The sequence below is a fragment of the Microbulbifer elongatus genome, assembly GCF_021165935.1.
Classification (GTDB): Bacteria; Pseudomonadota; Gammaproteobacteria; order Pseudomonadales; family Cellvibrionaceae; genus Microbulbifer; species Microbulbifer elongatus.
The window spans coordinates 612,899-627,355 of the sequence record NZ_CP088953.1; the positions used below are offsets into that span (position 1 = coordinate 612,899).

Here is a 14,457-nt window from a genome sequence, read left to right on the forward strand (position 1 = left end):
TTTGCGTTTGTGACAGAATAAATTGCTGATCGGGAAGCTACACCAGTTTGTGTGTCACCCGGTGGCTGTCGACCTCGGCAAACTCGGTGCTGTCGATATTGTCGATATATTTCCACTCCGCCTCGACACCATCGCGGCGGAAGGTGAGCGCCATAAAACCCCGCTGGTGCAGGTTGCAGTACTGCAGATCATCCACCAGCACCGACATGCCCCGCGCCAGCTCTTTCGCGGACCGTTCATCCAGTTTCAGATAGGTTTCCATACCCGGCGAAGTCACGCTGGGGGTTCCGAACTCGAGGCCCACCATGCGGCCATCGTTGTCTTTCAGGTGGTTATACCAGGCGTTGTGCGTATCCCCCGCGACCACTACCAGATTCTTACCCTGCTCGCGCACCTGCTGGTACAGGGTTTCCCGCTCTACCGCATAGCCGTCCCAGGCATCGAGGTTGTAGGGCACCGCATTCTGTAAACGCTGTAGCTGCTGTTCGCTGAGCTGCTCACCGCGCAGGCTTGCGGCTTTCAGTCCAATCAGCTCCGCGGTCAGGTTTTTGTCTCCGCCACGGTAGAAGCTGGTCATCAGCTCCACCGGCAAATGCATACGGCCCATCAGTACCTGCTGGCCCAGTACCTGCCAGTGCCCATTGGACCGGGCCAGTGTCTTGCGCAGCCATTTGCGCTGTTCCTCCCCCAACAGGGTGCGGCTTGGACTCGCCACATCCAGACTGAATGCGCGGGTATCAAAATTCCCTTTCTCGTCCATGTAGTTGGCAAACTGCAATTGCTGATCGCGACCGATCACCCGGGTGTCCAGCATATGCAGATCCAGCAGATCACCAAACTGGAAGCTGCGGTAAATCTGGGGATTGGTCTCACCCATGGGTGGGCGGATGGGCAACCACTCGTAGTACGCCTGCACCGCGGCAGCGCGGCGGGAATAGAAATCCCCTTCATCGGCACTGTGGTTTTCGGCACCGTCTTTCCAGGTGTCGTTGGTCACCTCGTGGTCGTCCCACACCGCAATAAACGGCGCGGCGGCGTGCAGTGCCTGCAGGCCGGCATCGGTGCGATAGAGTGCGTAGCGTTTGCGGTAATCCGTCAGCGTCAGGATCTCGCCGCTGTTGTCTTGCGGCAGCGCGCGGCCGATCTTTGCGGCGTTCTGCGTGGCGTAGCCGCCATCGCCGTATTCGTAGATGTAATCACCAAGGTGCAGTACCGCATCCCAGTCATCCGCCTGGGCGGCCAGCTGATACACATTGAAATAGCCCGCGGGATAATTTGAGCAGGAGAAAATCGCCAGTTTTACCTGGTCGACACCGTGCTCCGGCAGAGTTTTGGTGCGACCGACCGGGCTCTGTTCACTAGCACCGCTAAAGCGATAGTAATAACGGGTATCCGGCTTTAGGCCGCGCACATCCACCTTGGCGGTATAGTCCCGGGCCAGGTTGGTTTCCACGGTGCCGGCACGCAGTACGCGGGTAAAGCCCGCGTCTTCCGCCAGCTCCCAGGTAATTTTTATCGGACCGGTGGGATTGGCATCCAGCGGTGTCGCCCGCGTCCATAAGATCACCGCGTCGTGCAGGGGATCACCACTGGCCACGCCGTAATCAAAGGAAATGTTGGACGGTAATTCCGGCCGGCTCATGGCCTGCAGTGGTGTGGATACGGCAACACTGCCGGTAGTGGCCAACGCAGCCTTGATAAAGCTGCGGCGCTTGAGATTAGTCACGATGACGGCTCCCTTGTGAAGAAATCTGGCCCGCCAGCCTAACGTGACTTTATGACAGAAAAGGAAAAGTACTGCGACAAATGCCCCGGGCGCTGCGGTCTACTCGTCAATATTCAACACAATCTTACCCACAGAGCGGCCACAGCGCAGCTGTTCGATGGCCGCATGGGCCTGAGTGAAAGAGAAGGCATGCCCGATATGGGGCGCCGGTAAACCGAGTGCCGCACACCCTTCCAGCAGCTCGTCAAACAATGCCTGCTCCTGCCACAACCAGATCAGATTGAAGGCCAGCACCGCGCGGTTGCTGCTGATCATATCCATCACATCGTAGCGGGGACGCCGCAAGTATCGCCAGGCGGCTTTGAGCCAGTTGGGCCTGTCACCGGGGGTGAACTCTGCGGCTCCAAATACGACAAGGCGACCGGTTGGCGAGAGCGCGGCAAAAGACTGCTTCTGAATCTCTCCGCCGATGCCGTCGAGCACGCAGTGCAACGGCCGCCCGTCGAGCCGCTGCTGCAACTGATGGGCGAAGTCTTGCCCGCGCACAATAATTTCATCGAAGCCCTGCTGAGCCAGAAATTGTCGCTTGCTTTCAGAGCTGACGGTGCCAATGGGGTTTGCTCCCATCTGTCTGGCCATGCGCATCGCCTGCAGACCGACACCGCCGGCGGCGCTCTGCACCAGTACCTGTCGCCCGGATTTGACCGCACCGAGATGTGTCAGTGCGTAGTAGGCGGTGAGGCTTTGCGCGGGAAACGCGGCGCCCTCGGCAAAGCGCCAGCGGTCGGGAAGTCGCCGGCAGTGTTGCGGCGGCACATCCACCACGGTGGCGTAGCCGCCAAAACGGGTACAGCCGTAAATACGATCGCCCACCCGCAAATCTGTATTCGCCGTTGCACCCACCTGCGTGACGACGCCGGCAAATTCCAGCCCCGGAATAAAGCTGCCCTTGGGCGTAGCCGAGTAAAGCCCGGTCAGGGCGAAAATATCCGCGAAGTTCAGCCCCACCGCGCGCACCGTGACCCGAATGTGCTCCCCGTGTAACGCATCCAGTGGCTCCTCCCGCAGGGTCAGGTTGCTGATGGCACCAGCCTTGTCGGTGCGCCATACCTTTCTTACTGCAGGACTTTTTGCAGATGCTGATGCAGGTGGTGATACCGGGATCTTGTGGTGGGCCTTTTCCATGGGCAGTCCTGTCTGTTGCGTCAGCGGGCAGCCTACCGGGCAATCCGACTATTCGCCAGCGGGCTATCCGTGACCGCTGTGACCGCAATGGCCAGCCAGTCGCACCCGGGTTTGTTCCGTCTCCGCCCATGCTGTATAACCATACAGCACCGAACCGCCCGAGTACCCGACTCCCCTATGGCCGACCCCGTTGAACTGGCACCGGATTATTACCTCAGCAACTTCCACTCACTGGTGGATTTTGTGGTGTCCCGTTATGGGAAGTTGCTGTCCCAAGAGGAACAGTGCTTTTACCAGACCTTTCGGCAGCTGCAGCCCGACAGTCAGCGGCTGTATGTACGACTGCTGTCGCGCAAGGGGGTACCTTCTTCCATTGGCGCCCTGTTCCGGCAACACAGACTGACGTACACCGAGATCGGCGATGTGCCCGCAGCGGTGGATGAACTGGCCAGCGCCCGCCTACTGACCCGCGATCCGGCGCTGCCGCTGGATGAGCTGTTGCCACTGTTCACCAAAAGCGAACTCCTGAACCACAGCCTGGAGCCGCTGCCGAAGGCCCTGAAGCGCCCCGCCCTGGAACAGGCCCTGCTGGAGCAGGACCACGCGACGATCCAGCAGCGGTTGATGAAAGAACCCTTACTGGCGGTTCAGGCGGAACAATGCTTCGCCACCTTCAAGCTGCTGTTTTTCGGCAACCTGAATCAGGATCTCACCGACTATGTCCTGCGCGACCTGGGATTGTTCCGCTACGAAACCTATCCACTGGAACGGGCACAGCTGCCGTTTCAGACACGCGTACAGATCGAGCAGCACCTGCGTTACTACCAGTGTCTGCGGGATGCGGAAGAGGCACTGGGGGCGGATGCCAATGCCATCACTACGCTGGCCACCCAGTTACCGGCGGGCATCGACGGCGACAACACCCTGCAGCGGCGCCTGGACCGGTTGCGCCTGACACTGGCGCGACAGCTGGAACGATTTGACGCTCTGGAAGATGCCGAGCAGCTGTACCGGCAGTGCCAGCGTCCACCGGCGCGGGAAAGACGCGCGCGCATTGCGGTGGCTCGCGGCGATACCGACACAGGCCTTTCCCTGTGCCGGGAAATACTCGCCAATCCCTACAACGAAGCAGAGCGAACCTTTGCCGAGAGTTTTGCCCATCGCACGGCGAAAAAGACCGACGCGGCCCATCAGTGGCCCGCGCCAAGGCGGCACAGTCCGCTCACCGAAACCATTGCACTGGCACAAACCGGCGCGCGGGTCGAACTGCTGGCCGCCGAGCACCTGGCGCAGGTGGCGCCGGAAAGTCAGTGTCACTATGTGGAAAATACCCTGTTCAACGGCGTGCTGGGTCTCGCCATCTGGGATATTGTGTTCGCGCCGATTCCCGGCGCCTTTTTCAATCCCTTCCAGGTGGCACCCAGCGATTTCCGCACCGCGGATTTTTACTCACAGCGAAGCGACGCCTTCGCCCGGCGACTCTCCGAGTTTGAGAGTGGCCAACTGGCCCATTGGGTATGGCGGCACTTTCACGCAAAGCGCGGTATCGCCAACCCGCTGGTGCACTGGGAGGCGCTGCCCGAGCCACTGATCCGACGCGCGCTGGAAAGAATTCCCACCGATCACTGGCTGGCGATTTTCCGCCGCCTGCTGGGCGATATTGCCCACCACCGCAGCGGCCTGCCGGATCTTATTCTGTTTCCCGGGTCCGGTGGCTACGAGCTGGTGGAAGTGAAAGGTCCCGGGGATCGCCTACAACAAAACCAGCAGCGCTGGCTGGCCTACTTTGCCAAACACCAGATTCCCCACCGGGTACTGCATGTGGAGTGGCAGCCTTGAGCGCGGAAAAAACAGCCTTGAACGAAGCGCTACCGGAAAAAATTCAGATTTCCGTGGGCGAGCTGGTGGATTTTGCCTGCCGCAGTGGCGACCTGGTATCCACCCTGTCCGGAGGACCCACCGCTCAGGAAGGCATTCGTGCACACCAGAAGCTGCAGAAAAAGCGCCCCGCGGGCAGTGAAGCGGAATATCCCCTGCAGGTGGAAATCGAACAGGACGGGCAATCGGTCGAACTCAACGGACGTGTGGATATTCTCCATCCACAAGCGGATCTCCACCGCCCGCCGCAACTGGATGAAATCAAAACCACCTATGTGCCGCCACAAAAACTGCCGGATTCAAACCGCGCCTTGCACTGGGCGCAATTGAAAATATACGGATTCTGTTACGGCCTGCAGCAGCAGTTTTCCGACGATACGCCAGTGGCGCTGCAGATGCTCTGGCACAACCTCAAGGAAAAGAAAACCTACCCGGAGCTGCAGGAATTTTCCTGGGGCGAGCTGGCAACATTTTCCCGCGGGGCGCTTACCCGGTATCTGCAATGGCATCGACGCTGGCAGGCGCATCGGCAAGCGGTATGCGCCTCGGCGAAGGCCCTGGAATTTCCATTCGGACGCTACCGTGACGGGCAACGCGCGCTGGCGGTAGCGGCCTACCGCTGTCTGCGCGATGGCGGTGAACTGGTGGCCGAGGCGCCCACCGGAATCGGCAAAACCATCAGCACCCTGTTTCCCGCGATAAAGGCGATGGGAGAAACGGGCCTCGATCAGCTGGTATATCTCACCGCAAAAAATTCCGGCCGCCAGGTGGTGCGGGAAACCGCAGGCCGACTGCATCAGCAGGGGCTGAAACTTTCCGTGCTGGAACTGCAGGCCCGCGACAAGACCTGTGCCTGTAGCCTCGGGCTTTGCAGCCGCGACGAGGATGGTATCTGTCCACGCACCAAAGGATTCTATGATCGCCTGCCGGAAGCCCGTCAGGCACTGCTCGCACAACCGCTACTCACTCCTGAGGTGATCGCACAGGAAGCGGACCGATTCCAGCTGTGTCCGTTTGAACTCTCGCTGCAGATGCTGCCCTGGGCAGATCTGGTGGTGTGCGATTTTAATTATGTATTCGACCCTCTGGTGCAGATGCACAACCTGCGCGACAACCGCCGCCGGCGTGCACTGCTGATCGACGAGGCACACAACCTCGGGGATCGCGCGCGCAGCATGTTCAGTGCACATCTGACACGCAGTGATAGCCGCCGCGCAGCGGCCGAGTGCAAAGGCTCGCACCCGAGCCTGCGCCGCGCGATACAGTCGCTGGTACGAGCGCTGGATAAATGGGTTATCGAGCAGCGGGAATCGCGAACGCGTCAAAGCCACCCGTCCGAGCCAGTGCCTGCAAAATCCGAACTGTGGATAAATCAGCTCGATGACCAGGTACCCGCTATCGTCAACACCGCGATACAGAAAGTGCTGACGGTGGCCAACCAGCTGTGGGAGGCCGCACAACCGCCGCCGGACGCCATCGCCGACTGGCTGAAAAACCTGTTCCGTTTTCAGGCGATCGAACAACTGGCGGGTGAAGAACACCGCTATATCACCCGCGCGCAGCGCTCCAGCAATCCCGAGAGCCACTGGCAGGAACAGGAGCTCGAAATACTGTGTCTGAACGCCGCGAAATATTTACAGCAGGCTTACCGACTTTTTTACAGCGTGATCGTATTTTCCGCCACCCTGCGCCCGGCGCACTTTGTGTACCGCCAGCTGGGACTGCCGGCGGATGCGCCCTACCTGCAGTTGCCATCGCCGTTTCAGCCGGAGCAGCTGGGGCTGCTGGTGTGTCCTTATGTGGATACCCGTTACCGCGCGCGCCAGGGCGCGACCAATACACTGGTGGATATGATCGGCCGCACCCTGCGCAGTCGCCCGGGTAACTACCTGGTATTTTTTCCGTCCTATCGTTTTCTACAAGAAGTCGCCACCGCCTTTAGCGAGCGCTTTCCGGAGGTTGCGCTGATACAGCAGGAAGCCGGCAGTTCGGAGCTGGATCACTTTCTCGCGCATTTTCAGCCCGGCCGGGAAACCCTGGGGTTTGCGATTATGGGCGGTATTTTTGGCGAGGGCATTGATTACGTGGGTGAACAGCTGGTGGGAACCATTGTGGTGGGCACCGGCCTGCCGCAGGTCAATGAGGAACAGGAACTGCTGCGCAGCGCCAGTGCGGCGCGCGGAGAAAACGGTTTTGATATCGCCTACCGCTACCCGGGCCTGACCCGCGTACTGCAAACTGCGGGGCGGGTGATCCGCAGCGAGCGCGACCGCGGCGTAGTCATTCTGGCAGACTACCGGTTTGCCGATGCGTTTTACCGCCACCTGTATCCCCAACACTGGCATCCCCGGATCTGCGACAATGGCGAGGCACTCAGTGCCGCACTCGATCAATTCTGGGAAACCCCTTAATCCGCCATGGTATTAGACCGAAAGTTTTATCGCCGCAGCCCCCACCAGCGCACCGAGCAGGATAGCGGGCAACGTGTGAGCTTTGTCGATGTGCGCAAGCGTTTCGACTTTCGCGGTATCAAGATCGGACGCTGGGTAACCGAGGCGGAAAAGGCCCGTGCCGCCGGACTGTTTTACGATGCGCTGGTGGATCTGATGACCATTTTGCAGGGGCCGGAATTGCTGGTATCCCTGCGCGGCACCCTCGCCTTTCAGTACGGCAGTGGCGGTCGACCGGGTATATCCGCCCACTACGAAATCGGTTCGCGTACCTTTGCTCTGGCAAAAAATGCCGGCCCCGGCGCCATTGCCCACGAATGGTTTCACGCGCTGGATCACTATCTCTCGGACAAAGCCTTCAGCGATGCACCCGGCAATATGTTTGCCTCCGAAGCCTGGCTGCGCGACGCTACACCCATTCCTCATCCGATCAACGATCTGCTGTTTGCCTGCTTCCGCGCGGTGATGCTGGATGAAAGCGGGGAAAACCCCAGCGACCTGTTTCGCGCATCCAAGGCCGCAGACAAGGCCAACGGCTGCATCTATTACGCCGACCCCGCGGAAATGTGCGCGCGCGCGTTCGAGGCGTTTGTACAGGACGCGAGTATCTCCAATAATTTTCTGGTGGCGGGGACCAAGGCAACGGAAGAGGCGAAGATGGGGCTTTACCCCGGGGGAGCACAGCGGGAGCGGATCAACGCGGCCTTCCGCCGGTATTTTTCCGCACTGGGACGCGCACTTATTCAGTCCGCGTAGAAAACCAGCCGCGAATCATTCCCACCTGATAAAACGGAACGACAGGCTCAAAGCCGGCGGACTGAATGATTGCCTGCAATACCTGCGGTGTCAGCACCGCAACGTCACGGTCGTAGACCTCGCGCATCCGTTGCACATCCTCAATGGATGTTTCTCCACCTCGCATAACCCGTATCCAGAGATCGAGCAGCTGATCCTGCGCTGTGGAATTTTCCTCCGCGCACAGATCCGTGCTCACCAGCTTGCCCGCAGGGCGCAATCGCCGTGCGATGTCGGCAAAGAAATCGGCTCGCTCGGCGCGTTCTAGAATAAACTGTGACACCAGAAATGCACTTGCGCCGTGAAACCTTTCCTTGTCTGGCAGTGATTCCACATAACCCTGATGAAACTCACAGCGGGCCGCAAAGCCCTCTGCGTTGGCATGTTGCCGGCAGATTTCAATCATGGATTCCGCGGGTTCCACCACGCTGAAGCGCCAATCGGGAAACTGGCGGGCGAGAAAGCGCAGCTCCGCGCCGGTGCCCGCGCCGACACACAGGAAGTTCGCTTCTTGTGGAAGCCCTGCCAATAGGCTCTGCATCAACAGATGCAACGCATCATTAAACAGAGCCAGTCTTTGCCACTGGATATCGTAGTTCGCTGCCTGTTGTTCGAACAGGTTTCGTATTCTTTCCCGTTGCATTCGGCCTACCCCGCTACTAATCACTCGCTGCAGTCAATTTTTTCAGAGGCCATCAAACATCAGCGAACGGTGTGCCGCGATACCGGCCATAGCGCCATCCGCCATGGCAAAGGTCACATTGCCCGCGCCGCGGGCGACATCACCACAGGCGAAGACACCTGCAACCGTTGTCGCCTGCATGGCGTCGGTCTGGATCACCGGGCCCACCGGCGTCTCCTCAAACGCGCACTCCAGCTGTTCCGCCAGCGGCATCGGGTGCTCCAGCCGCGAGGCGACAAACAGTCCGGCCAAGTCAAACTTGCGCCCGTCCGCAAGGTGTACGACAGCTCGTTCCCCGGCAATTTTTGCCACCGGTGTCTGCTCGATACACACATCGCGTAAGGAGAGCTGACGCAGCTGCTCTGCATCCGGCTCGAACGAGTCGTTGATAAAAAATACCGTCGGCCCCCAGTCCGGCAACATCAGCGCATGATGCATGGACACCTCGCCAACCCCCAACACGCCGATGGGCTGCCGTTGCAGTTCATAGCCGTGGCAATAAGGGCAGTGAAAAACCGAGGTGCCCCAGCGTTCCTGTAAACCGGGTACCTCGGGTAACACATCGCGCACCCCGGTGGCGAGGATCAGGCGCGCCGCCTGGTAGCGCTTACCTTCATGGGTGATCAGATGAAAACCATCGCCCGCTTTATCCACAGACTCCACCGTTGCCTCCACCCAGCTGACGGTCGGGTACTCCCACAATTCTGCGCGGCCATCTTCGGCGATTTCCGCCGGCGCACGACCATCCTGACCGAGCACCCCATGCGCATGTGCGGCAAAGCGATTGCGTCGCTGACCGCCATCCACCACCAGTACCCTGCGGTGCCCCCGCGCCAGTTGCATGGCTGCACTCATGCCGGCGTAACTACCGCCGACAATCGCTACGTCAAACTCAGTCCCATCAATCGTCGCCATCACTACAGTTCCTCATATGGGCGGCCTCACTCAGTGCCTGCTGGGTAATGCCACGCTGATCCAGTCGCTGGTGAAAATCCCGGCTCAGTGACGCCAGGGTGATTTGCTGAAACTGGGATAACAGCAGTGCCTCGGCCGCCTCAAACGCTTCACCCATGGCACTGTTCACCGCCTGCTCCACCAGACAACCGGGGGCTTCGGTGCGGTGCCCGAGGGCCAGAACACCGGGTGCGCCCAGCGCCAGGTGGATGTCGTAGAGGGTGACGCTTGCCAGGTCTTTGGCCAGTCGCCAGCCGCCGCCGTGGCCTTTTTCCGAGTGCACCAGTCCCTCCTTGCGGAGCCCCGCCAGGATGCGGCGGATCACCACAGGATTGGTCTGCATCATGCCCGCCAGGGCCTCGGAGGTAAGGGGCCCATCGAACTCCGCCATATGCAGAAGTACGTGGAGTACCCCGCTCAGTCTGCTGTCTCTTTTCATGTAACTCACAATATTACATGAAATGGCCGCGCGCAACTCTGCCTGCCCAGTCAGCTTTCTCCGGCTGTGGGGTTTGCGGGTCGGGTGCGAGGTGATAGGAGTCCGGGGTATGGCGGATGCGCGGAGCCGGGAACGCATCCAGGGAAGTTCGGGCCCCCGTGAGACGGGGACCCGTGGAGTCAGGTTAGCGGCTGTGTTGTACGATAAAACGCGCCATCTGCCGCTCCAGCAACGCCATCGGTACGGCACCATTCGCCAGGACTGCGTCGTGGAAAGCGCGCAGATCAAATTGATCCCCTAACTGTTGTTCCGCTTTTTTGCGCAGCTCGCGAATTCTGATCTCTCCCATCTTGTAGGACAGCGCCTGCCCCGGCCAGGAGATATAGCGGTCCACTTCCGCGCGTACGTTGCCTTCCGACAGAGAGGTGTTTTCCGCGAGATAGTCCAGCGCCTGCTGGCGAGTCCAGCCCTGGGAGTGGATACCGGTGTCGATCACCAGGCGCGCAGCGCGCCACATTTCGTAGCTCAGGCGGCCAAACTGCTGATAGGGGGTATCGTACACCCCCATCTCCACACCCAGGCGCTCGGTGTACAGCGCCCAACCCTCGCCAAACGCACTCAGATACAGGTTCTTACGGAAATTGGGCACATTCTCCAATTCAAGAGAAAGTGCGCCCTGCAAGTGGTGACCGGGTACCGCCTCGTGCAGGGTCAGCGCGACCAGTTCGTAAAGCGGGCGCTGATCCAGGGCGTAGGTGTTCACCCAATAGGCGCCGCCACGGGTTCCGCCGATGGCAGCGGGGTTGTAGGAAGCGGTGGTGTAGTTGGGCGCGATTTCATCGGGTACCGGCACCACACCGTAGGGCAGGCGCGGCAATTTGCCGAAAAACTCCGGCAGACGGTAATCGATTTTTTTTGCGATATAGGAGGCTTCTTTCAACAGTTCTTCCGGAGTTTTGGCATAGAACTGGGGGTCAGTGCGCAGGAATTCGGTGAATTCCTCAAAGCTGCCATCGAAGCCACTGTCTTCGATCAGCTGGCTCATTTCATTGCGAATACGTTTGACTTCCGCCAGGCCAATCTTGTGAATCTCCGCCGGATCCATATCCAGGGTGACGTAAGTGCGGATGGCATGGCGGTAATAGTCCTCGCCACCGGGCAGTTGCTCAGCGCCGAGACTGTCCGTTGCGGCGTCCATGTAATCGCCCTCAAGAAAAGTGGCCACGCGATCAAATGCGGGAATGGCCTGCTCGCGGATCGCCCGCTTGCCCGCCTCGCGCAATCGCTGCCTGTCGCTTTCAGAGAAGCTTTCGGGAAATTTTTTGAATGGGTCGTACAGGCTGCTCTTGGTCGGATCCTCGTACACCTGAGCACGTACAGTGGGTGCGATACCCTCCACAACGATCTTTGGCAGCACAAAGCCATCGTCGATACCTGCGCGCATATTCGCAATATTTTCGTCAAAGAAACGTCCCGTTTCCTTGATCCGCTGAATGTAGTTCTCGTAGTCCGACACCTGCGGCATATTGAGGCCACGACTGGCACTGAGTGCGGTATTCCAGAAACTGTAAAAGGTGTTGACCGGGATGCGCGCCAGATAGAGCGCATTGGATTCAATCGAGTTGTTCAGCACCCACAGCAGCAAATCCCGGTTGACCTGGGCATCCGCATCCAGCTGACCCCCGTCGATCTTTTCCAGTCGCGCGACGAACTGCTTTTCTGCATTCAGCCGGCGCGCGCGATCTTTTTCGGAAACACCTGGCAGACGATCGTTATAGCGCCTGTCACCCATGCGGCTGGCACTGGTGGGATTTTCTCGCAGATAATATTGCCAGTGGTCATCGATCACCCGCTGTAACCGATCACCGGGAGAGTCCGCCCAGGCTGACGAAACCAGAAACCCGAAACAGGTCATCAGCAGCAGAAAATAACCATGCCGGCTTAGCGAACGTCTTGCGATTGATGGTCTTGCCATTGAGGATCTCCCGGACGGTAATGCTTAGCTATTGGCCATAGGCCAGCCGCCAACCATACCACGGGATGGTGCCACACTACCGGCGGTTCACCGGGCTGGGCGGGGATCCACCGCATCGCGCGAGATCAGAACCGGGGCGGCTTCCCCGCTCCCGGGCTACTTCACGGTTCCAAAATAGTCTTCCCGCAGATCCATGATCAGACCCTGTTCATGGGCGGCGATGATTTCGATGCTCAGCGGGCGGGCGAGAGAACTTCCTTTCGGTACTGCAAACGCATACTTGTCCGGATTGAACAGTTTGCCCACCAGGCGCAATCCGAGCTCGGGATTGTTGAAGGCAAAATAGGCGAGCACCGGGCTGTCTCCCACAATGGCGTCAACCTCGCCGGCGTGCAACGCGGCCACCGCCTGTTCGGTACTGTCAAATCCGTGGGTACTGATGCCGTTTTCCCGTATATATTCCTCCGCCACACTACCGGCAAGCACGCCCACGGTTTTTCCCGGCAGATCCCGCAGCCCGTTAATCTGGGAAGTCAACGCAAGTGAGGTCATCACGCTGGTGATCGATGCGGTAATAAAGGACACCACGGCGACCCCGCACACCAGCCAGATGCCCGCCCAGATTTTTCCCACCCAGCCAAACAGGTTTTTGCGCTGCGCATTTCCGGAAGTTGCGATGGACATCACCGAGTAAAAGCTCTCGGCCAGTCCGTCACGCCAGCGACGGGGAAACTCACGATCAAACTTGCGGTAGAACAGGGTAAACGCGAGCGTCGCCAGAACAATGACCCCCAGAATCCAGAGGTAGCTGGCCAGCATTCCGGTCTTCTTCAGTCCCTGTAAAATATCCGAAATACTGGTGCGTCGTTTTTTTCCCACCATTACCCGCAGCCCCGCATCAAACCACGGTTGGGTAAAGTCGATCTTGCGCGCGCGGGCCTCGGTAATTGTCAGATTGGTGACCGCCACATCTATCTCACCCCGGTGTACGCCGTCTACCAGACTTTTAATATCTTTATACACGCGGTATTGGGAACTGAGATTCTGCTTTTGGGAAATATTCTCCCAGAGCTCCACGGACATCCCCGAAAGTTTTTCCCCTTCCTGCATGACAAACGGCGGGCTCAGATAGACACCTACATTCACCTGCCTGGTATTGCCGCCACCCTGGCCATACGCCTGTATAGCCGCCGACCACAACAGAAAGAGACCTATGCAGAACCCTGGTGGTTTTCCCATCAAAAGAAATTACCCTGTACTGTAGAATGCGCACCAGAACAGCATAGAACATGCGTGTTTGTATCGGCTGGCAGGGGAAAAGTGGTGCACCGTGAAGGGCCAAAGCGGAAAAGCGCGCACCTCTGCCCATCAAACCATGGCCCATCAATCCGCGGAATCGAACCTTGAAAGATTTAACGGTCGCCGCCCTGCAAATGGTCAGTGGCGAAGACGTGGCAGCGAACCTGGCACAGGGCTATCGCCTGGCACAAAAAGCCGCAAGCGAGGGCGCGGAAATCGCCTTGCTGCCGGAAAACTTCGCCCACCTGGCGGACCAGGGAAGCTATTCCGCAGCAGAAACCTTCGCCAGTGGTGACGCCTGCCCGCAGCAACAACCTATACAGCACGCAGTACAACACTGGGCACGGGAGTTGGGAATCTGGCTGATCGCTGGCGCGACGCCACTGCTGGACAGGCCGAACGGACAGCCCACAGCGGGACGACGCTGTCGTTCCGCCTGCCTGGTGTACGACAACCACGGCCGCCTGCACGCCCGCTACGACAAGATACACCTGTTTGATGTGGACGTTGACGACGCGGCGGGCCGTTATCGGGAATCCAACAGCATCGAACCCGGTGACGCTCCCTGCACCATCTCCACGCCATTTGGGAAGCTCGGCCTGAGCATTTGCTTTGATCTACGTTTTCCCGAGCTGTATCGCACACTTGCGTCCGCCGGTGCCGAGGTAATCGTAGTGCCCGCCGCATTTACCCACGCCACCGGGCAGGCGCACTGGCTGACGCTGCTGAAGGCACGGGCCATTGAAAATGGCTGCTATGTCATAGCGGCCAATCAGGGGGGCCAACATTCCGCCAAGCGCCATACCTGGGGCCACTCGGTGATCATCGACCCCTGGGGCGATGTTCTGGCGGAAGCGGGCGAAGGGGAAGCAGTCATTACTGCTACCCTGAGTAGCACAACGCTTGAAAAGGTGCGCCGGAATATGCCACTGCTGTCCATGCGGCGACTGTGAAAACGGTCGCCTCCGTTTCTACAATCAATGGCGGATGACCATGTCAGCGGTCACCGTTAAGCGACGGACTTACTGGACCGCCCAGCCATATCAATACGGTCACGCCCAAACCTATTGCACA

At 59.3% G+C, this 14,457-nt stretch carries 11 protein-coding genes; 4 read left to right on the forward strand and 7 right to left on the reverse strand.

Translation table 11 applies throughout. The features are described from left to right. Positions 1–37 precede the first annotated feature (37 nt). A complete protein-coding gene (locus LRR79_RS02505) occupies positions 38–1,726 on the reverse strand; it encodes an alkaline phosphatase D family protein (RefSeq protein ID WP_231758843.1) in 1,689 nt (562 codons plus the stop codon). Between the two features lie 99 nt (positions 1,727–1,825). Next, complete coding sequence (locus LRR79_RS02510) at positions 1,826–2,911, reverse strand: zinc-binding dehydrogenase (protein WP_231758844.1); 1,086 nt, start codon at positions 2,909–2,911, stop codon at positions 1,826–1,828. Positions 2,912–3,088: 177 nt separating this feature from the next. Here LRR79_RS02510 and LRR79_RS02515 point away from each other — a divergent pair, with 177 nt between their 5' ends. Genes LRR79_RS02515 through LRR79_RS02525 form a run of 3 tightly spaced genes read left to right on the forward strand, consistent with a single transcriptional unit; the run spans position 3,089 to position 7,995 of the window. Next, on the forward strand, positions 3,089–4,750 hold the full coding sequence (locus tag LRR79_RS02515; RefSeq protein WP_231758845.1) for a VRR-NUC domain-containing protein: 1,662 nt from the start codon (positions 3,089–3,091) through the stop codon (positions 4,748–4,750). Next, a complete protein-coding gene (locus tag LRR79_RS02520; protein ID WP_231758846.1) occupies positions 4,747–7,200 on the forward strand; it encodes an ATP-dependent DNA helicase in 2,454 nt (817 codons plus the stop codon). Before LRR79_RS02515 ends, LRR79_RS02520 begins: the two co-directional genes overlap by 4 nt. A gap of 6 nt (positions 7,201–7,206) precedes the next feature. Then, entirely contained in the window at positions 7,207–7,995 is a 789-nt protein-coding gene (locus LRR79_RS02525; protein ID WP_231758847.1) for a CLCA_X family protein, read from the forward strand. On the opposite strand, the gene LRR79_RS02530 is transcribed toward LRR79_RS02525, so the two are convergent. The 5 genes from LRR79_RS02530 to LRR79_RS02550 all read right to left on the reverse strand — a co-directional run bounded on the left by LRR79_RS02530 (position 7,979) and on the right by LRR79_RS02550 (position 13,323). Then, positions 7,979–8,677, reverse strand: a complete 699-nt coding sequence (locus tag LRR79_RS02530; protein ID WP_231758848.1) for a class I SAM-dependent methyltransferase — start codon at positions 8,675–8,677, stop codon at positions 7,979–7,981. The genes LRR79_RS02525 and LRR79_RS02530 overlap by 17 nt on opposite strands. Before the next feature lie 42 nt (positions 8,678–8,719). Further along, positions 8,720–9,631 (reverse strand): NAD(P)/FAD-dependent oxidoreductase, encoded by a 912-nt coding sequence (locus LRR79_RS02535; protein WP_231758849.1) that lies wholly within the window; start codon positions 9,629–9,631, stop codon positions 8,720–8,722. Next, positions 9,618–10,109, reverse strand: a complete 492-nt coding sequence (locus LRR79_RS02540) for an Rrf2 family transcriptional regulator (protein ID WP_231758850.1) — start codon at positions 10,107–10,109, stop codon at positions 9,618–9,620. Before LRR79_RS02540 ends, LRR79_RS02535 begins: the two co-directional genes overlap by 14 nt. Positions 10,110–10,293: 184 nt before the next feature. Next, positions 10,294–12,084, reverse strand: a complete 1,791-nt coding sequence (locus LRR79_RS02545; RefSeq protein ID WP_231758851.1) for a DUF885 domain-containing protein — start codon at positions 12,082–12,084, stop codon at positions 10,294–10,296. 156 nt (positions 12,085–12,240) lie between these two features. Continuing rightward, positions 12,241–13,323, reverse strand: coding sequence for a transporter substrate-binding domain-containing protein (locus LRR79_RS02550; protein WP_231758852.1), 1,083 nt, complete (start codon positions 13,321–13,323; stop codon positions 12,241–12,243). A 164-nt stretch (positions 13,324–13,487) separates the two neighbouring features. Between LRR79_RS02550 and LRR79_RS02555 the strand changes: the two genes are divergently transcribed. After that, positions 13,488–14,336, forward strand: a complete 849-nt coding sequence (locus tag LRR79_RS02555) for a carbon-nitrogen hydrolase family protein (protein WP_231758853.1) — start codon at positions 13,488–13,490, stop codon at positions 14,334–14,336. Positions 14,337–14,457: the final 121 nt, after the last annotated feature.